An 18,491-nucleotide genomic window follows, 5' to 3' on the forward strand; every position below is an offset into this window, starting at 1 on the left:
GATCCCCCTCGCCCACCGGCGAACGATAGGGTGCCGGATGTTTCCGTGAACACATGCGAACCCGCCGGATGCACGGGGCATCCCGTGAACTGTGCGCGGCACGGCGACTCCGGGCCCCGCTCGGCGGTTTCCCGCCCGTCCCGCACAGCCCGTCCTGCGGCGGACACCGGGAAAGAGACGCAGGATCATCACACCGCAGACACAGCAGCACTGAGGGGGAGCAGCACGTGAGCATGACGGCCTCCACGGCGGCCACCCGCACGGGCGGACCCGGCCGGACAGCCCCGTCCGGGGCGTTGCCGGGGCTCGGCTTCTGCCGGGTCACCATCGTCGCGCCCGACAGCCGGATCGACGTCGCACTGCCCGACGACGTACCGGTGGCCGACGTCTACCCCGAGATCCTCAGGCTCTCCCGGCAGACGGCCGCCGAGGGCGCCCCGGTCGGCTACCACCTGGTCCGGCGGGACGGCACCGTCCTCGACAGTTCCCGCTCCTTCGCGGCGCAACGCATCCTCGACGGCGAACTCCTCACCCTCCGTCCCTTCTCCGAGTCGCTCCCGCCGGCCGTCATCGACGACGTCTCCGAAGCGGTCGCCTCCGCGGTCACCCGGGACCGGTCCCTGTGGCACGGCGACCTCACCCGGGCCGCGGGCCTCGTCGGCGGTGGCGTGCTGCCCGCCCTGCTCGCGTTCGTCGTCTGGAACGCCGACCCGCGGCACGACATGCACGGCCTGCCCGGCATCCTCGCGGGCATCGCCGGCGTCCTCCTCGTCGTTCTCGGCTGTGTCCGCGCCCGCGTCTACGACGACCGGGCCGCCGCCATCGCGCTGGGTCTCGGCGCACTCCCCGCCATGGGGGTGGCCGGCTCGGGCCTGCTGTCGCTCTCCGAGGGGCAGGGCGTCGGAAAGCTCCAGTTCCTGCTCGCCTGCGCGGCCGTGCTGGTGGCCTCGGTGATACTCGCCCTGTGCTCCCCGCGTGGCGACGGCCCGTTCGTGGCCTTCGTGGCCGCCTCGGGCCTCGCCCTGGTCACCACCTTCGTGGCACTCCTGCGGGACTGGACGCCGGCCGAGATCGCCGCTCTGTGCGCTCCTGTCGCCATCGGCGCCCTGGCCTTCCTGCCGGGCATGTCCATGCGCTTCGCCCGTCTGCCCATCGGCTTCGAGGCACCGCACACCACCTCGCGCGCCTACGGCACCGACCCCGAGCCCCATGAGCCGGTGGACGCCGAACGCATCGAGACCCAGGCCCGCCGCGGCCACGAACTCCTTGTCGGCCTGGTCGGCGGCTGCTCGCTGCTCGCGGTCGGATCCGCCCTCGTGCTCGGCTTCTCCGACGACCTCTGGGCGCTACTGCTGGCCCTGGCCACCGGAATCGCGCTGCTCATGCGGGCGCAGTTGTTCCGCTATACCGCGCAGGTCGCCACTCTGCTGGCCGCGGGGCTCGGCTCCCTGGTCGCGCTCGGTATCGGCCTGGCGCTCAACCCGCCGGCCGCCCTGATCCGCGAGGCCCTGACGGGGGACCGGACCGACCTCGACATCCGTACGATCTGGCTGGTCGCGGCCATCGCGGCGACGTCGGCGCTGATCACCGCGATCGGGCTGGTGGCCTCACGCAGCGGGCTCACACCCTTCTGGGGCCGCTTCCTGGAGATCGCCGAGGGCTTCGTCCTGCTGACGCTGGTGCCGCTGACGCTCGCCGTCTTCGATGTGTACGTGACAGTGCGGTCGATGACCGGCTGACGCGCCACGTCCGGCTGACGCACGAGGTCCGGGAGGGCGTACGGCGTCCGGGAGGGCGCACAGGCGCGTGCACGCTCCCGGACGCGTACGGCGGTCATTCCGTCCCGGGACCCGCCGGCTCCAGGTCGAACTCGCCGTCCCGTGCGCCGAGCACGAACGCACGCCACTCCGCCTCCGTGTACCGCAGCACCGTGTCCGGGTCGAGGGAGGACCGCATGGCCACCGCACCGTCGGGCAGGTAGGCGATCTCGACCCGTTCCTCGTGCTCCTCGGTGCCCGGCGCGCTGTGCCACTCGACGCCGGAGATGTCGAGGGCGTAGAGCTCGTCCTTCTCCCGCTCCTTGCGTGCCTTGATCTCCTCAGCCGTCTCCGCCATGTCGCAGCGACCCCTTCCCGACTTATGACCCGACCTGTTGACTGGTCCGATGGACTGGTACGAGCGCTCACATTAGTGGCCCCCGCGTCCCACCTGGGCGGTTCCGCGGACCGTGGCAAGGGGGCCTGCCGTCGGCTGGTACTCTGAGTGACGGACGTATGTGTACGCACCCTCGGAGCACCGCTCCGGAGGCCGCGCCCTGCGGATCCCGCCTTCCGAGTCATGGAAGATCCCCCGAGGTGAAGACCGGGGGCGCTCGGTGGCCAGTCACAGACCATGAGGAGTACGCGTGTCGCTCGACGCCGCTACGAAGAACCAGATCATCGCCGACTTCCGCACCAAGGAAGGTGACACCGGCTCCCCCGAGGTCCAGGTCGCTCTTCTGTCCCGTCGGATCTCCGACCTGACGGAGCACCTCAAGGCCCACAAGCACGACCACCACTCCCGTCGTGGTCTGCTCATCCTGGTCGGTCAGCGCCGCCGACTGCTGCAGTACCTCGCCAAGAAGGACATCCAGCGCTTCCGTGCGCTGGTCGACCGCCTCGGCATCCGCCGCGGTGCGGCGGGCGCCAAGTAAGACGCCGTGACGGGAGCGGTTCCCCTGGGAAAAGGGGACCGCTCCCTTTGCTGTACGTGCGGAGTGTCACCACGTCTTTGTAGTGTGGTAGCACAACGCAAGAGCACCGACTCGTGTGACGACCGGTACCGCACCAGGTCGCGGCCGTCACCGGCACCATCCCGACGTCCCCCCGGACGTCCCGACGTACGAGGGGAAGCGCACCTCGCCGCCGCCGGTCCTCGGTAGTGGCCCCCGGGCGAATGAACCCGGGAGCTTCGATCGAAGACCGGCCCGCACCAGACGGCGCGCTTCTCCACCCCGTCCCCCCGCCACACGGGCGAGGCGGGACGAAAGACGACAAGTAACGGAGAACCCACTGGTGGAGAACGAGACCCACTACGCCGAGGCCGTCATCGACAACGGCTCCTTCGGTACCCGCACCATCCGCTTCGAGACGGGCCGCCTCGCCCGTCAGGCCGCCGGCTCCGCCGTGGCCTACCTGGACGACGACACCATGGTGCTGTCGGCCACCACGGCCTCGAAGAACCCCAAGGACCAGCTCGACTTCTTCCCCCTCACGGTGGACGTCGAGGAGCGGATGTACGCGGCCGGCAAGATCCCCGGCTCCTTCTTCCGCCGGGAGGGCCGCCCCTCCGAGGACGCGATCCTCACCTGCCGCCTCATCGACCGCCCGCTGCGCCCGTCCTTCAAGAAGGGCCTGCGCAACGAGATCCAGGTCGTCGCCACGATCATGGCGCTCAACCCCGACCACCTGTACGACGTCGTGGCGATCAACGCCGCCTCCGCGTCCACGCAGCTGGCCGGTCTGCCCTTCTCCGGCCCGATCGGCGGCGTCCGCGTCGCGCTGATCCGCGGCCAGTGGGTCGCCTTCCCGACGCACACCGAGCTCGAGGACGCCGTCTTCGACATGGTCGTCGCGGGCCGCGTCCTGGAGGACGGCGACGTCGCGATCATGATGGTCGAGGCCGAGGCCACCGACCAGACCGTCAAGCTGGTCGAGGGTGGTGCCGACGCCCCCACCGAGGAGGTCGTCGCCGCCGGCCTCGACGCCGCGAAGCCCTTCATCAAGGTGCTCTGCAAGGCCCAGGCCGACCTCGCCGCGAAGGCCGCCAAGCCGACCGGCGAGTTCCCGGTCTTCCTGGACCACCAGGACGACGTCCTGGAGGCGCTGGCCGCCGCCGTCCGCCCCGAGCTCGCCCAGGCGCTCACCATCGCCGGCAAGCAGGAGCGCGAGGCCGAGCTGGACCGCGTCAAGCAGCTCGCCGCCGAGAAGCTCCTGCCGGAGTTCGAGGGCCGCGAGAAGGAGATCTCCGCCGCGTATCGCGCGCTGACCAAGTCCCTGGTCCGCGAGCGCGTCATCAAGGAGAAGAAGCGCATCGACGGCCGCGGAGTCACCGACATCCGCACCCTGGCCGCCGAGGTCGAGGCCATCCCGCGGGTGCACGGTTCCGCGCTGTTCGAGCGTGGCGAGACCCAGATCCTGGGCGTCACCACCCTCAACATGCTCCGTATGGAGCAGCAGCTGGACACCCTTTCCCCGGTGACCCGCAAGCGCTACATGCACAACTACAACTTCCCGCCGTACTCCGTCGGCGAGACCGGCCGCGTGGGCTCCCCCAAGCGCCGCGAGATCGGCCACGGCGCCCTCGCCGAGCGCGCCATCCTGCCGGTGCTGCCCACCCGCGAGGAGTTCCCGTACGCGATCCGGCAGGTGTCCGAGGCCCTCGGCTCCAACGGCTCGACGTCCATGGGATCGGTCTGCGCCTCCACCATGTCGCTGCTGAACGCCGGTGTGCCGCTCAAGGCCCCCGTCGCCGGTATCGCCATGGGCCTGATCTCCCAGGAGATCAACGGCGAGACGCACTACGTCGCCCTCACCGACATCCTCGGTGCGGAGGACGCCTTCGGTGACATGGACTTCAAGGTCGCCGGCACCAAGGAGTTCGTGACCGCCCTCCAGCTCGACACCAAGCTGGACGGCATCCCCGCCTCCGTCCTGGCCGCCGCCCTCAAGCAGGCCCGTGACGCCCGCCTCCACATCCTCGACGTGATGATGGAAGCGATCGACACGCCGGACGAGATGTCCCCGAACGCCCCGCGGATCATCACCGTCAAGATCCCCGTGGACAAGATCGGTGAGGTCATCGGCCCCAAGGGCAAGATGATCAACCAGATCCAGGAGGACACCGGCGCCGACATCACGATCGAGGACGACGGCACCATCTACATCGGTGCCGCCCAGGGCTCGCAGGCCGAGGCCGCCCGCGCCACGATCAACAGCATCGCCAACCCGACGATGCCGGAGGTCGGCGAGCGCTACCTGGGTACCGTCGTGAAGACGACCACCTTCGGTGCGTTCGTCTCCCTGATGCCCGGCAAGGACGGACTGCTGCACATCTCGCAGATCCGCAAGCTCGCCGGTGGCAAGCGCGTGGAGAACGTCGAGGACGTGCTCGGCGTGGGCGCCAAGGTCCAGGTCGAGATCGCCGAGATCGACTCCCGCGGCAAGCTCTCCCTCATCCCCGTGATCGAGGGCGAGGACGACGACAAGAAGGCCGACACCGACCAGTGACGTCCCACGGCTCCAAGGCGACGGCCCGCACCTCCCCGGAGGCGCGGGCCGTCGCCCGTACCCAAACCCTCATCCAGGGCGAGAACGGCATCGGCACCGTCCGCAGAACCACCCTCCCCGGCGGGCTGCGCATCGTCACCGAGACCCTCCCCTCGGTCCGCTCCGCGACCTTCGGCATCTGGGCGCACGTCGGCTCCCGCGACGAGACCCCCGCGCTGAACGGCGCCACCCACTACCTGGAACACCTGCTCTTCAAGGGCACGCACCGCAGGTCCGCCCTGGACATCTCCGCCGCCATCGACGCCGTCGGCGGCGAGATGAACGCGTTCACGGCCAAGGAGTACACGTGCTACTACGCGCGTGTACTCGACACCGACCTGCCGCTCGCCATCGACGTGATCTGCGACATGCTGACCGGCTCCCGCATCCTCGAGGAGGACGTCGACATCGAACGCGGCGCGATCCTCGAAGAGATCGCGATGACCGAGGACGACCCCGGCGACGGCGTGCACGACCTGTTCGCGCACACCATGTTCGGCGACAACCCACTGGGCCGTCCCGTCCTCGGCACCGTCGACACGGTCAACGACCTCACCGCCGACCGCATCCGCCGCTTCTACAAGAAGCACTACGACCCGACCCACCTCGTGGTCGCCTGCGCGGGCAACATCGACCACGACCAGGTCGTACGCCAGGTCCGGGACGCCTTCGAGGCGGCCGGCGCGCTCAAGGACCCGGACGCCCGGCCGATCGCCCCGCGCGGTGGCCGGCGCACGCTGCGCACCGCCGGCCGCGTCGACGTGATCGACCGGAGGACCGAACAGGCGCACATCCTCCTCGGCATGCCGGGCCTGTCCCGCACCGACGAGCGCCGGTGGGCCCTCGGCGTGCTCAACACGGCCCTTGGCGGCGGCATGTCCTCCCGCCTGTTCCAGGAGGTCCGGGAGAAGCGGGGCCTGGCCTACAGCGTGTACTCGTACACCTCCGGCTTCGCCGACTGCGGCCTGTTCGGCGTGTACGCCGGGTGCAGGCCGTCCCAGGTGCACGACGTGCTGAAGATCTGCCGCGACGAACTCGACCAGGTCGCCGAGCACGGTCTGCCCGACGACGAGATACGACGTGCCATCGGCCAGCTCCAGGGCTCCACCGTCCTCGGACTGGAGGACACCGGCGCGCTGATGAACCGTATCGGCAAGAGCGAACTGTGCTGGGGCGACCAGATGTCGGTCGACGACATGCTGACCCGGATAGCCTCGGTCACCATGGACGATGTCCGAGCGGTCGCCCGCGACGTCCTGGGACAGCGGCCCTCGCTGTCGGTCATCGGCCCGCTCAAGGACAAGCAGGTGGCCAGGCTGCACGACACCGTCGCCTAGGGCCTGCCCGGCCCGACCTCACGGTTTCGACCTCTCCGGTAAGGAAACAAGGAAGATGAGCAAGCTGCGTGTGGCGGTCCTCGGAGCCAACGGCCGCATCGGGTCCGAGGCGGTACGGGCCGTCGAGGCCGCCGACGACATGGAACTGGTGGCCGCGCTCGGCCGGGGCGACCGGCTGGAGACCCTTGCCGAGAACGGTGCCCAGGTCGCCGTCGAACTGACCACCCCCGCCTCGGTCATGGGCAACCTCGACTTCTGCGTACGCCACGGCATCCACGCGGTCGTCGGCACCACCGGCTGGACCGAGGACCGTCTCGCGCATCTGACGGACCTGCTCGAGCAGTCCCCGGAGACGGGCGTGCTCATCGCACCGAACTTCTCCATCGGCGCCGTGCTGACCATGAAGTTCGCGCAGATCGCGGCCCCGTACTTCGAGTCCGTCGAGGTCGTCGAGCTGCACCACCCGAACAAGGTGGACGCCCCCAGCGGCACCGCCACCCGCACCGCCCAGCTCATCGCCGAGGCCCGCCGCAAGGCCGGCAGCGCCCCCGCCCCGGACGCCACGGTCACGGCCCTGGACGGCGCCCGCGGCGCCGACGTGGACGGCGTCCCGGTGCACGCCGTCCGGCTGCGCGGCCTGCTGGCCCACCAGGAGGTCCTGCTCGGCGGCGAGGGCGAGACCCTCACCGTCCGTCACGACTCCCTGCACCACAGCAGCTTCATGCCGGGCATCCTGCTCGGCACCCGCCGCGTGGTGACCACTCCCGGCCTGACCTTCGGCCTGGAACACTTCCTCGACCTGAACTGAGCCCGAGCCCACCCCATGCGCGCGAAGATCTCCTACGCCATCACGGCTGCCGTCCTGGTCGTCTACTTCGTCCTGGTCGGCAGCCGCGGTGTGCTCCTCATCCGGGCCGGGACGCCCCTCACCGTCACCTTCGGCGTGGCGGTGCTCATCCTGCCGGTCATCGGCGTGTGGTTCCTGTGGAAGAACACCGAGTTCGTCCGCAACGCCAACCGGCTCGCCGCCGAGCTAGACGCCCAGGGCGGACTGCCCGTGGACGAGCTCAAGCGCCTGCCCAGCGGCCGCGTCGACCGCGACTCGGCCGACGAGGTCTTCGCCCTGCGCAAGGCCGAGACGGAGGACGCCCCCGACGACTGGCGCAGCTGGTTCCGGCTCGCCGTCGCCTACCACGACGCCCGGGACACCCCGCGCGCCCGCAAGGCGATGCAACGCGCGATCGCCCTGCGCAAGACGGCCCCCTGACGTCCCGCCGAGCCGGTGTCCCCTTCCCGCACCCGAGCACAACAGGGCTGCCGCGGTAGGGCCACTGGGGCAGGGCCACCGCGACAGGACGACCGAAGCAGGGCGGAAAACGCCCCGGGGCCCGGTCCGCGTGTGCGGACCGGGCCCCGGGGCGTGCGGGGTGCGCGGCGATTCGGTCCGGCTCAGTCCCGCCGGTACTCGTCGGCCCAGACCTCCACGGAGTCGGCCGCCCGGTCGAAGGCCACGCTCCGCCCCAGGAAGTCCGTGTTGTGCGAGGTCAGCAGTGGCTGTCCGGGGGCCGTCGACCGTCCTCGCCGGACGAGGAGCAGCGCCTGCCCCTGCACCGTCCGCGGCATCCCCAGCCAGCGCACCGGCTGCTGCACCGTGCGTACCGCGACGATCTGGTCCCACGGCGTCGTACGGGTGGTGAACAGACTCACCTGCCGCAGTCCATGGGCGCTCACCCACGTGCCCATGCGCAGCAGTCGCAGGGCACCGACGAGGGCGACCAGGGCGACTCCGAAGACCACACCGGCCGACGACGGAGACGCCGTGGCCGCGATGATCACTGCCGAGAACAGCACGAACGAGGCGAGCAGCAGCAGTATCGCCGCCGCTCCCACCCGCCACGGGCCCGGCCGGTACGGGCGCCGCCAGCGGTCACGGTCGTGGTACGGCAGCGCGACATCATCAGCCGTCTCGAAGGCGCGGTCGGCCGTCAGGAAGGGCAGGGGCACGGCTGGGTCCTCACTTGATCCATGCGTGGGTAGTGCCCGGTGAGGCTACCGATCCGTGGTACCCCTCACCACTCTCGGGGTCCGGTTGGAGCCGGACCCCGCCCCTGAGTGCGGTTCGTGTGCGGCCGGATCCTCGGCCGATGTGCGGCCGCGGATCCGGTCCGGTGTCCGTCCGGCGTGCGTTCAGCGTTTGTCGGACGCCTCTGAGTGCTCGGTCCCCGTGGCCGACTGGTCCGTGGACAGCGCGGGCATCCCGATCACCAGGGATCCCACCAGCCCGGCCACGACGCAGACCCCCAGCAGCCAGCGCCCGGCCAGCTCGCCGGCGGAAGCCCGCTCGCGCGGCGGGGGCGTGACATTGCTGTGGAACCCATCGGAAAGGAAGGCGAACGGCACGGATTCCCGTCGACCGAACATCAGTGGTACTTCTCCCCTCGAAACATGAGAACCTCGAACGAATCGCTCTCACCGACACAAACGAACGACACCGGCAGAAGGTGCCCAGACGGTGAAAATCCCTCCCGGCACGGCCCATCTCCCGCCGTGACGGCCGCCCCGTAGAGTGGTCGCCGACCTGCAGCCGTGATGTGACGGGAAGGACCCTCTTGACCTCCGCCAACGATCCCCAGCCGTCAACACCCGACGACGTCACCTTGCGGAGTGACGTCACCGTCGAACTGGTGAAGTCCAGTGCCTCGGACTCGGATGTCCTGTTCGCCGCCCGCGTATCGACCCTCGGCGAGCAGTCGATCGGGGAACTGGACAAGGACCCGGAGCGTTCCAAGGGCCTGATCAACTACCTGATGCGGGACCGGCACGGCAGCCCGTTCGAGCACAACTCCCTGACGTTCCTCATCAGCGCACCCATCTTCGTGTTCCGCGAGTTCATGCGCCACCGGGTCGGCTGGTCCTACAACGAGGAATCCGGGCGCTACCGCGAGCTGCAGCCCGTCTTCTACGTGCCCGACGCGTCGCGCAAGCTCGTCCAGGAGGGACGTCCGGGCAAGTACGTCTTCGTCGAGGGCACCGAGGTCCAGCACGCGGCCGTCCAGGACGTGCTCGGCGGCACCTACCGCCAGGCCTACGACGCCTACCAGAAGCTGCTGGCCGAGGGCGTCGCCCGCGAGGTGGCCCGCGCGGTGCTCCCGGTGGGCCTGTACTCCTCGATGTACGCCACGTGCAACGCCCGCTCGTTGATGCACTTCCTAGGCCTGCGCACCCAGCACGAGCTGGCGAAGGTGCCGTCCTTCCCGCAGCGGGAGATCGAGATGGTCGGCGAGAAGATGGAGGCCGAATGGGCCCGGCTCATGCCGCTCACCCACGCCGCCTTCAACGCCAACGGACGCGTGGCCCCGTAGCCCGGGGACAGGCTCCGAGCCCTGGTCGGGCACACACGTACGATCAGCCTCCCGAGGTGTCCGGATTGCGGTATTTCCAGTAGTTCATCTAGCCTGATCAAACGGGCCCGGCACTGACTGAACCCCCGAGCAGGCAGTGCCGGGCTCTCCCTTCGCTCCCACTTGTCGCCTCCCCCGAGGGCAGACCCTGCCCCGAGCAACGAGTAGCGTGTAGCCCATGGCTCCGACCTCCACTCCGCAGACCCCCTTCGGGAGGGTCCTCACCGCCATGGTCACGCCTTTCACGGCGGACGGCGCACTCGATCTCGACGGCGCCCAGCGGCTCGCCACCCACCTGGTGGACGCAGGCAACGACGGCCTGATCATCAACGGCACCACCGGCGAGTCCCCCACCACCAGCAACGCGGAGAAAGCGGACCTCGTACGGGCGGTCCTGGAGGCGGTCGGAGACCGCGCTCACGTGGTGGCAGGGGTCGGCACCAACGACACCCGTCACAGCATCGAACTGGCCCGCACCGCGGCGCGCACCGGCGCGCACGGCCTGCTGGTCGTCACCCCGTACTACAACAAGCCCCCGCAGGAAGGCCTGTACCAGCACTTCACGGCCATCGCCGACACCACCGAGCTGCCGGTCATGCTCTATGACATCCCCGGCCGCAGCGGTGTCCCGATCAACACCGAGACGCTCGTTCGCCTGGCCGAGCACCCGCGGATCGTCGCCAACAAGGACGCCAAGGGCGACCTCGGCCGTGCCGGCTGGGCCATCGCCCGCTCGCGCCTCGCCTGGTACTCCGGCGACGACATGCTGAACCTGCCGTTGCTCTCCGTGGGCGCCGTCGGCTTCGTCTCGGTCGTCGGCCACCTCGTCACGCCCGAGCTGCGCGCCCTGATCGAGGCGTACACCTCGGGGGACGTTCAGAAGGCCACCGAGATCCACCAGAAGCTGCTCCCCGTCTACACGGGCATGTTCCGCACCCAGGGCGTCATGACCACCAAGGCGGCGCTCACCCTGCAGGGCCTGCCCGCCGGACCCCTGCGCGCCCCCATGACCGCGTGCACGCCGGAGGAGATCGAGCAGCTCAAGATCGATCTTGCCGCCGGCGGGGTACAGCTCTGACAACAGACTTCGCGCGACCGCTCGCGCAACCTGACTTCACAACTGAATAAGCGGCGGGACACCGGTACCCGCGCACCACAACGACAACTGCTTCTGCACGAACGTCATACGCGCCACGTGCCCCACCGGGACGTGGCGCGTGTGGTGAGGAGAGTCTTTTGAGTCATCCGCATCCTGAACTCGGCCGGCCATCGCCGCTCCCCGCGAACGGCCTACGCGTCACCCCACTCGGCGGTCTCGGCGAGATCGGCCGCAACATGACGGTCTTCGAGTACGGCGGCCGCCTGCTCATCGTCGACTGCGGCGTGCTCTTCCCCGAGGAGGAGCAGCCGGGAATCGACCTGATCCTGCCGGACTTCACGTCCATCCGGGACCGCCTCGACGACATCGAGGGCATCGTCCTCACGCATGGTCACGAGGACCATATCGGTGGTGTTCCCTTCCTGCTCCGCGAGAAGCCGGACATCCCACTGATCGGCTCCAAGCTGACCCTCGCCTTCATCGAGGCGAAGCTCCAGGAACACCGCATCCGTCCGTACACCCTGGAAGTGACGGAGGGGCACCGCGAGCGCATCGGCCCGTTCGACTGCGAGTTCATCGCGGTCAACCACTCGATCCCCGACGCGCTCGCCGTGGCCATCCGCACGCCCGCGGGCATGGTGGTCCACACCGGCGACTTCAAGATGGACCAGCTCCCGCTGGACAACCGCCTCACGGACCTCCACGCGTTCGCCCGGCTCAGCGAGGAAGGCATCGACCTCCTCCTGTCCGACTCGACGAACGCCGAGGTACCGGGCTTCGTCCCGCCCGAACGCGACATCTCCAACGTTCTGCGCCAGGTTTTCGCCGGCGCGCGCAAACGGATCATCGTGGCGAGCTTCGCCAGCCACATCCATCGCATCCAGCAGATCCTGGACGCGGCGCACGAGTACGGCCGCCGGGTCGCCTTCGTCGGCCGCTCCATGGTCCGCAACATGGGCATCGCCCGCGACCTCGGTTATCTCAGGGTTCCGCCGGGCCTGGTCGTCGACGTGAAGACGCTGGACGACCTGCCGGACAGCGAAGTGGTCCTGGTCTGTACAGGCTCGCAGGGCGAACCCATGGCCGCCCTGTCCCGGATGGCCAACCGCGATCACCAGATCCGCATCGTCCAGGGCGACACGGTGATCCTCGCGTCGTCCCTCATCCCCGGCAACGAGAACGCGGTCTACCGCGTCATCAACGGCCTGACCCGCTGGGGCGCCAACGTCGTCCACAAGGGCAACGCCAAGGTGCACGTCTCGGGCCACGCCTCCGCCGGTGAACTGCTGTACTTCTACAACATCTGCCGTCCGAAGAACCTGATGCCGGTACACGGCGAATGGCGTCACCTGCGAGCCAACGCCGAGCTGGGCGCCCTGACCGGTGTCCCGCACGACCGCATCGTCATCGCCGAGGACGGAGTCGTCGTCGACCTGATCGACGGCAGAGCGAAGATCTCCGGCAAGGTCCAGGCCGGATACGTCTACGTCGACGGCCTGTCCGTGGGCGATGTCGGCGAGCCGGCCCTGAAGGATCGCAAGATCCTCGGCGACGAGGGCATCATCTCGGTCTTCATGGTGCTCGACTCGTCCACCGGGAAGATCACCGGCGGCCCGCACATCCAGGCACGTGGCTCCGGTATCGAGGACGCCGCCTTCGCCGCCGTACTACCGAAGATCGTCGATGTCCTGGAACGGTCCGCCCAGGACGGCGTCGTCGAAGCGCACCAGATGCAGCAGCTGGTACGCAGGACGCTGGGCAAGTGGGTCTCCGACACCTACCGGCGCCGGCCGATGATCCTGCCTGTCGTCGTGGAGGTCTGACGGCCCGTAGGGCAGTCCGTACACGAGAACAGGCAGCGGGGCACCTCGATTTGCATCGGGGCGCCCCGCTCCAGTACGTTTACACCTCCCACCGACCGGGAACCCCGACTGCTTCACGCATCGGATCCAGTCCCCGGAAGGTCGGGAAATTCGACTCAGAACTTCTGATAAAGTCGGAGCCGCCGGAAAGGGAAACGCGAAAAGCGGAAACCCGGAAGGCGAAACCCCGAGGAAACCGGATCACAAAGATCTGATAGAGTCGGAAACGCAAGACCGAAGGGAAGCGCCCGGAGGAAAGCCCGAGAGGGTGAGTACAAAGGAAGCGTCCGTTCCTTGAGAACTCAACAGCGTGCCAAAAATCAACGCCAGATTATGTTGATACCCCGTTCCCGGCCCACGGCCGGGGCGAGGTTCCTTTGAAAAAAACACAGCGAGGACGCTGTGAACGGCCGGGCCTATTCCGCCCGACCGTTCCGCTCTCGTGCGTGTCCTTCCCGATCACGGGAAAGCATTCACGGAGAGTTTGATCCTGGCTCAGGACGAACGCTGGCGGCGTGCTTAACACATGCAAGTCGAACGATGAACCACTTCGGTGGGGATTAGTGGCGAACGGGTGAGTAACACGTGGGCAATCTGCCCCTCACTTCGGGACAAGCCCTGGAAACGGGGTCTAATACCGGATAATATCCGCGTCCGCATGGACGGGGGTTGAAAGCTCCGGCGGTGAGGGATGAGCCCGCGGCCTATCAGCTTGTTGGTGAGGTAACGGCTCACCAAGGCGACGACGGGTAGCCGGCCTGAGAGGGCGACCGGCCACACTGGGACTGAGACACGGCCCAGACTCCTACGGGAGGCAGCAGTGGGGAATATTGCACAATGGGCGAAAGCCTGATGCAGCGACGCCGCGTGAGGGATGACGGCCTTCGGGTTGTAAACCTCTTTCAGCAGGGAAGAAGCGAAAGTGACGGTACCTGCAGAAGAAGCGCCGGCTAACTACGTGCCAGCAGCCGCGGTAATACGTAGGGCGCGAGCGTTGTCCGGAATTATTGGGCGTAAAGAGCTCGTAGGCGGCTTGTCGCGTCGGTTGTGAAAGCCCGGGGCTTAACCCCGGGTCTGCAGTCGATACGGGCAGGCTAGAGTTCGGTAGGGGAGATCGGAATTCCTGGTGTAGCGGTGAAATGCGCAGATATCAGGAGGAACACCGGTGGCGAAGGCGGATCTCTGGGCCGATACTGACGCTGAGGAGCGAAAGCGTGGGGAGCGAACAGGATTAGATACCCTGGTAGTCCACGCCGTAAACGGTGGGAACTAGGTGTTGGCGACATTCCACGTCGTCGGTGCCGCAGCTAACGCATTAAGTTCCCCGCCTGGGGAGTACGGCCGCAAGGCTAAAACTCAAAGGAATTGACGGGGGCCCGCACAAGCAGCGGAGCATGTGGCTTAATTCGACGCAACGCGAAGAACCTTACCAAGGCTTGACATACACCGGAAACGTCTGGAGACAGGCGCCCCCTTGTGGTCGGTGTACAGGTGGTGCATGGCTGTCGTCAGCTCGTGTCGTGAGATGTTGGGTTAAGTCCCGCAACGAGCGCAACCCTTGTTCTGTGTTGCCAGCATGCCCCTTCGGGGGTGATGGGGACTCACAGAAGACCGCCGGGGTCAACTCGGAGGAAGGTGGGGACGACGTCAAGTCATCATGCCCCTTATGTCTTGGGCTGCACACGTGCTACAATGGCCGGTACAATGAGCTGCGATACCGCAAGGTGGAGCGAATCTCAAAAAGCCGGTCTCAGTTCGGATTGGGGTCTGCAACTCGACCCCATGAAGTCGGAGTTGCTAGTAATCGCAGATCAGCATTGCTGCGGTGAATACGTTCCCGGGCCTTGTACACACCGCCCGTCACGTCACGAAAGTCGGTAACACCCGAAGCCGGTGGCCCAACCCCCTTGCGGGGAGGGAGCCGTCGAAGGTGGGACTGGCGATTGGGACGAAGTCGTAACAAGGTAGCCGTACCGGAAGGTGCGGCTGGATCACCTCCTTTCTAAGGAGCACTTCTTACCGGGCCTGCCCGGTCAGAGGCCAGTACACCGGCGTACGTCCGGTGCTGGTTGCTCATGGGTGGAACGTTGATTATTCGGCCGGTTGCCCCGGGCCGAAGGCCTGCCAGTACTGCCCCCTCACCGGGGCGTGGAAAGCAGGATCTTCGGACGGGAACCGGCCGGGCACGCTGTTGGGTGTCTGAGGGCACGGCCGCAAGGCCCGCTCCTCGATGCCGACCCCGGTACAGCACCGCGCAAGCGGTGTGTGACGGGTGGTCGGTCGTTGTTTGAGAACTGCACAGTGGACGCGAGCATCTGTGGCCAAGTTTTTAAGGGCGCACGGTGGATGCCTTGGCACCAGGAACCGATGAAGGACGTGGGAGGCCACGATAGTCCCCGGGGAGTCGTCAACCAGACTTTGATCCGGGGGTGTCCGAATGGGGAAACCCGGCAGTCGTCATGGGCTGTCACCCATACCTGAACACATAGGGTATGCGGAGGGAACGCGGGGAAGTGAAACATCTCAGTACCCGCAGGAAGAGAAAACAACCGTGATTCCGGGAGTAGTGGCGAGCGAAACCGGATGAGGCCAAACCGTAGGCGTGCAAGACCCGGCAGGGGTTGCGCCTACGGGGTTGTGGGATCTCTCTTTCATGGTCTGCCGGCCATGAGACGAGTCAGAAACCGTTGATGTAGGCGAAGGACATGCGAAAGGTCCGGCGCAGAGGGTAAGACCCCCGTAGCCGAAACGTCAACGGCTCGTTTGAGAGACACCCAAGTAGCACGGGGCCCGAGAAATCCCGTGTGAATCCGGCGGGACCACCCGCCAAGCCTAAATATTCCCTGGTGACCGATAGCGGATAGTACCGTGAGGGAATGGTGAAAAGTACCGCGGGAGCGGAGTGAAATAGTACCTGAAACCGTGTGCCTACAAGCCGTGGGAGCGTCGGAATGAGGCTTGCCTCATTCTCGTGACTGCGTGCCTTTTGAAGAATGAGCCTGCGAGTTTGCGGTGTGTTGCGAGGTTAACCCGGGTGGGGAAGCCGTAGCGAAAGCGAGTCCGAACAGGGCGTCTCAGTAGCATGCTCAAGACCCGAAGCGGAGTGATCTAGCCATGGGCAGGTTGAAGCGGAGGTAAGACTTCGTGGAGGACCGAACCCACCAGGGTTGAAAACCTGGGGGATGACCTGTGGTTAGGGGTGAAAGGCCAATCAAACTCCGTGATAGCTGGTTCTCCCCGAAATGCATTTAGGTGCAGCGTCGCGTGTTTCTTGCCGGAGGTAGAGCACTGGATAGGCGATGGGCCCTACCGGGTTACTGACCTTAGCCAAACTCCGAATGCCGGTAAGTGAGAGCGCGGCAGTGAGACTGTGGGGGATAAGCTCCATGGTCGAGAGGGAAACAGCCCAGAGCATCGACTAAGGCCCCCAAGCGTACGCTAAGTGGAAAAGGATGTGGAGTCGCACAGACAACCAGGAGGTTGGCTTAGAAGCAGCCACCCTTGAAAGAGTGCGTAATAGCTCACTGGTCTAGTGATTCCGCGCCGACAATGTAGCGGGGCTCAAGCGTACCGCCGAAGTCGTGTCATTGCAGCTATAGGGCCAACGCCCGCTGTGATGGGTAGGGGAGCGTCGTCTGCCGGGTGAAGCCGCGCCGGAAGGCAGTGGTGGACGGTTGACGAGTGAGAATGCAGGCATGAGTAGCGATACACACGTGAGAAACGTGTGCGCCGATTGACTAAGGGTTCCTGGGTCAAGCTGATCTGCCCAGGGTAAGTCGGGACCTAAGGCGAGGCCGACAGGCGTAGTCGATGGATAACCGGTTGATATTCCGGTACCCGCTGTGAAGCGTCAAACATTGAATCAGGCGATGCTAAGCCCGTGAAGCCGTTCCGGACCCTTCGGGGAAAGGAAAGTGGTGGAGCCGGCGGACCAGACTTGTAGTAGGTGAGTGATGGGGTGACGCAGGAAGGTAGTCCAGCCCGGGCGGTGGTAGTCCCGGGGTAAGGGTGTAGCCCGTCATCCAGGTAAATCCGGATGACATGGGGGTGAGACCCGATGCCGAGCCGATTGTGGCGAAGTGGATGATCCTATGCTGTCGAGAAAAGCCTCTAGCGAGTTTCATGGCGGCCCGTACCCTAAACCGACTCAGGTAGTCAGGTAGAGAATACCGAGGCGTTCGGGTGAACTATGGTTAAGGAACTCGGCAAAATGCCCCCGTAACTTCGGGAGAAGGGGGGCCATGTCCGGTGATCCGATTTACTCGGTGAGCTGGGTGTGGCCGCAGAGACCAGCGAGAAGCGACTGTTTACTAAAAACACAGGTCCGTGCGAAGCCGTAAGGCGATGTATACGGACTGACGCCTGCCCGGTGCTGGAACGTTAAGGGGACCGGTTAGTCACTCTTCGGGGTGGCGAGGCTGAGAACTTAAGCGCCAGTAAACGGCGGTGGTAACTATAACCATCCTAAGGTAGCGAAATTCCTTGTCGGGTAAGTTCCGACCTGCACGAATGGCGTAACGACTTCTCGACTGTCTCAACCATAGGCCCGGTGAAATTGCACTACGAGTAAAGATGCTCGTTTCGCGCAGCAGGACGGAAAGACCCCGGGACCTTTACTACAGTTTGATATTGGTGTTCGGTTCGGCTTGTGTAGGATAGCTGGGAGACTGTGAACCCATCACGCCAGTGGTGGGGGAGTCGTCGTTGAAATACCAGTCTGGTCGTGCTGGATGTCTAACCTGGGTCCGTGATCCGGATCAGGGACAGTGTCTGATGGGTAGTTTAACTGGGGCGGTTGCCTCCTAAAGAGTAACGGAGGCGCCCAAAGGTTCCCTCAGCCTGGTTGGTAATCAGGTGTTGAGTGTAAGTGCACAAGGGAGCTTGACTGTGAGACCGACGGGTCGAGCAGGGACGAAAGTCGGGACTAGTGATCCGGCGGTGGCTTGTGGAAGCGCCGTCGCTCAACGGATAAAAGGTACCCCGGGGATAACAGGCTGATCTTCCCCAAGAGTCCATATCGACGGGATGGTTTGGCACCTCGATGTCGGCTCGTCGCATCCTGGGGCTGGAGTCGGTCCCAAGGGTTGGGCTGTTCGCCCATTAAAGCGGTACGCGAGCTGGGTTTAGAACGTCGTGAGACAGTTCGGTCCCTATCCGCTGCGCGCGCAGGAGTCTTGAGAAGGGCTGTCCCTAGTACGAGAGGACCGGGACGGACGAACCTCTGGTGTGCCAGTTGTCCTGCCAAGGGCATGGCTGGTTGGCTACGTTCGGGAGGGATAACCGCTGAAAGCATCTAAGCGGGAAGCCTGCTTCGAGATGAGGACTCCCACCCACTTGATGGGGTAAGGCTCCCAGTAGACGACTGGGTTGATAGGCCGGATATGGAAGCACGGTAACGTGTGGAGTTGACCGGTACTAATAGGCCGAGGGCTTGTCCTCAGTTGCTCGCGTCCACTGTGTTGGTTCTGAAACCACGAACGACCCCA

12 protein-coding genes and 2 rRNA genes are annotated in these 18,491 nt (G+C 66.2%); 11 read left to right on the forward strand and 3 right to left on the reverse strand.

Features of this window, described 5'->3' with window-relative positions; genetic code table 11:
* Positions 1-233: 233 nt before the first annotated feature.
* Positions 234-1,739 carry a type VII secretion integral membrane protein EccD gene (gene eccD, locus V4Y04_RS27230; RefSeq protein WP_443080209.1) on the forward strand — a complete coding sequence of 502 codons (1,506 nt, stop codon included), beginning with the start codon at positions 234-236 and terminating at the stop codon, positions 1,737-1,739.
* 94 nt (positions 1,740-1,833) lie between these two features.
* On the opposite strand, the gene V4Y04_RS27235 is transcribed toward eccD, so the two are convergent.
* Positions 1,834-2,115 (reverse strand): DUF397 domain-containing protein, encoded by a 282-nt coding sequence (locus V4Y04_RS27235; protein ID WP_332430974.1) that lies wholly within the window; start codon positions 2,113-2,115, stop codon positions 1,834-1,836.
* A gap of 289 nt (positions 2,116-2,404) precedes the next feature.
* On the opposite strand from V4Y04_RS27235, the gene rpsO reads away from it, so the two are divergent.
* The 5 genes from rpsO (at position 2,405) to V4Y04_RS27260 (ending at position 7,910) form a co-directional block, all read left to right on the forward strand.
* Positions 2,405-2,692, forward strand: a complete 288-nt coding sequence (gene rpsO, locus V4Y04_RS27240) for a 30S ribosomal protein S15 (RefSeq protein ID WP_332430975.1) — start codon at positions 2,405-2,407, stop codon at positions 2,690-2,692.
* 361 nt (positions 2,693-3,053) lie between these two features.
* Positions 3,054-5,267: a polyribonucleotide nucleotidyltransferase gene (locus tag V4Y04_RS27245; RefSeq protein ID WP_332430976.1), complete on the forward strand. Its 2,214-nt coding sequence runs from the start codon at positions 3,054-3,056 to the stop codon at positions 5,265-5,267.
* On the forward strand, positions 5,264-6,643 hold the full coding sequence (locus V4Y04_RS27250; RefSeq protein ID WP_332430977.1) for a M16 family metallopeptidase: 1,380 nt from the start codon (positions 5,264-5,266) through the stop codon (positions 6,641-6,643). The genes V4Y04_RS27245 and V4Y04_RS27250 overlap by 4 nt, the downstream gene beginning before the upstream one ends.
* 55 nt (positions 6,644-6,698) lie before the next feature.
* Complete coding sequence (gene dapB / locus V4Y04_RS27255) at positions 6,699-7,451, forward strand: 4-hydroxy-tetrahydrodipicolinate reductase (protein ID WP_332430978.1); 753 nt, start codon at positions 6,699-6,701, stop codon at positions 7,449-7,451.
* Between the two features lie 15 nt (positions 7,452-7,466).
* A complete protein-coding gene (locus V4Y04_RS27260; RefSeq protein WP_332430980.1) occupies positions 7,467-7,910 on the forward strand; it encodes a hypothetical protein in 444 nt (147 codons plus the stop codon).
* A 182-nt stretch (positions 7,911-8,092) separates the two neighbouring features.
* Here V4Y04_RS27260 and V4Y04_RS27265 read toward each other — a convergent pair whose 3' ends face one another.
* Together V4Y04_RS27265 and V4Y04_RS27270 are read right to left on the reverse strand one after the other, a co-directional pair.
* Positions 8,093-8,647 carry a hypothetical protein gene (locus tag V4Y04_RS27265; protein ID WP_332430981.1) on the reverse strand — a complete coding sequence of 185 codons (555 nt, stop codon included), beginning with the start codon at positions 8,645-8,647 and terminating at the stop codon, positions 8,093-8,095.
* A gap of 183 nt (positions 8,648-8,830) precedes the next feature.
* Complete coding sequence (locus V4Y04_RS27270; RefSeq protein ID WP_332430982.1) at positions 8,831-9,064, reverse strand: hypothetical protein; 234 nt, start codon at positions 9,062-9,064, stop codon at positions 8,831-8,833.
* Positions 9,065-9,252: 188 nt separating this feature from the next.
* On the opposite strand from V4Y04_RS27270, the gene thyX reads away from it, so the two are divergent.
* From thyX to V4Y04_RS27295, 5 genes are all read left to right on the forward strand, one after another.
* A complete protein-coding gene (thyX, locus tag V4Y04_RS27275) occupies positions 9,253-10,005 on the forward strand; it encodes an FAD-dependent thymidylate synthase (RefSeq protein ID WP_332430984.1) in 753 nt (250 codons plus the stop codon).
* Between the two features lie 217 nt (positions 10,006-10,222).
* Entirely contained in the window at positions 10,223-11,122 is a 900-nt protein-coding gene (gene dapA, locus V4Y04_RS27280; protein ID WP_332430985.1) for a 4-hydroxy-tetrahydrodipicolinate synthase, read from the forward strand.
* A gap of 158 nt (positions 11,123-11,280) precedes the next feature.
* Positions 11,281-12,966 carry a ribonuclease J gene (locus tag V4Y04_RS27285; RefSeq protein ID WP_332430987.1) on the forward strand — a complete coding sequence of 562 codons (1,686 nt, stop codon included), beginning with the start codon at positions 11,281-11,283 and terminating at the stop codon, positions 12,964-12,966.
* Positions 12,967-13,477: 511 nt separating this feature from the next.
* A 16S ribosomal RNA gene (locus V4Y04_RS27290) occupies positions 13,478-15,007 on the forward strand.
* A gap of 317 nt (positions 15,008-15,324) precedes the next feature.
* A 23S ribosomal RNA gene (locus tag V4Y04_RS27295) occupies positions 15,325-18,444 on the forward strand.
* The 16S and 23S rRNA genes sit together here, the layout of an rRNA operon.
* Positions 18,445-18,491: the final 47 nt, after the last annotated feature.

This window comes from Streptomyces sp. P9-A2, from assembly GCF_036634175.1.
Classification (GTDB): Bacteria; Actinomycetota; Actinomycetes; order Streptomycetales; family Streptomycetaceae; genus Streptomyces; species Streptomyces pratens.

Coding starts and splice junctions, on each gene's coding strand:
- dapB (WP_332430978.1), top strand. CDS start 6,699: ATGAGCAAGCTGCGTGTGGCGGTCCTCGGAGCCAACGGCCGCATCGGG.
- V4Y04_RS27260 (WP_332430980.1), top strand. CDS start 7,467: ATGCGCGCGAAGATCTCCTACGCCATCACGGCTGCCGTCCTGGTCGTC.
- eccD (WP_443080209.1), top strand. CDS start 234: ATGACGGCCTCCACGGCGGCCACCCGCACGGGCGGACCCGGCCGGACA.
- V4Y04_RS27270 (WP_332430982.1), bottom strand. CDS start 9,064: ATGTTCGGTCGACGGGAATCCGTGCCGTTCGCCTTCCTTTCCGATGGG.
- dapA (WP_332430985.1), top strand. CDS start 10,223: ATGGCTCCGACCTCCACTCCGCAGACCCCCTTCGGGAGGGTCCTCACC.
- V4Y04_RS27235 (WP_332430974.1), bottom strand. CDS start 2,115: ATGGCGGAGACGGCTGAGGAGATCAAGGCACGCAAGGAGCGGGAGAAG.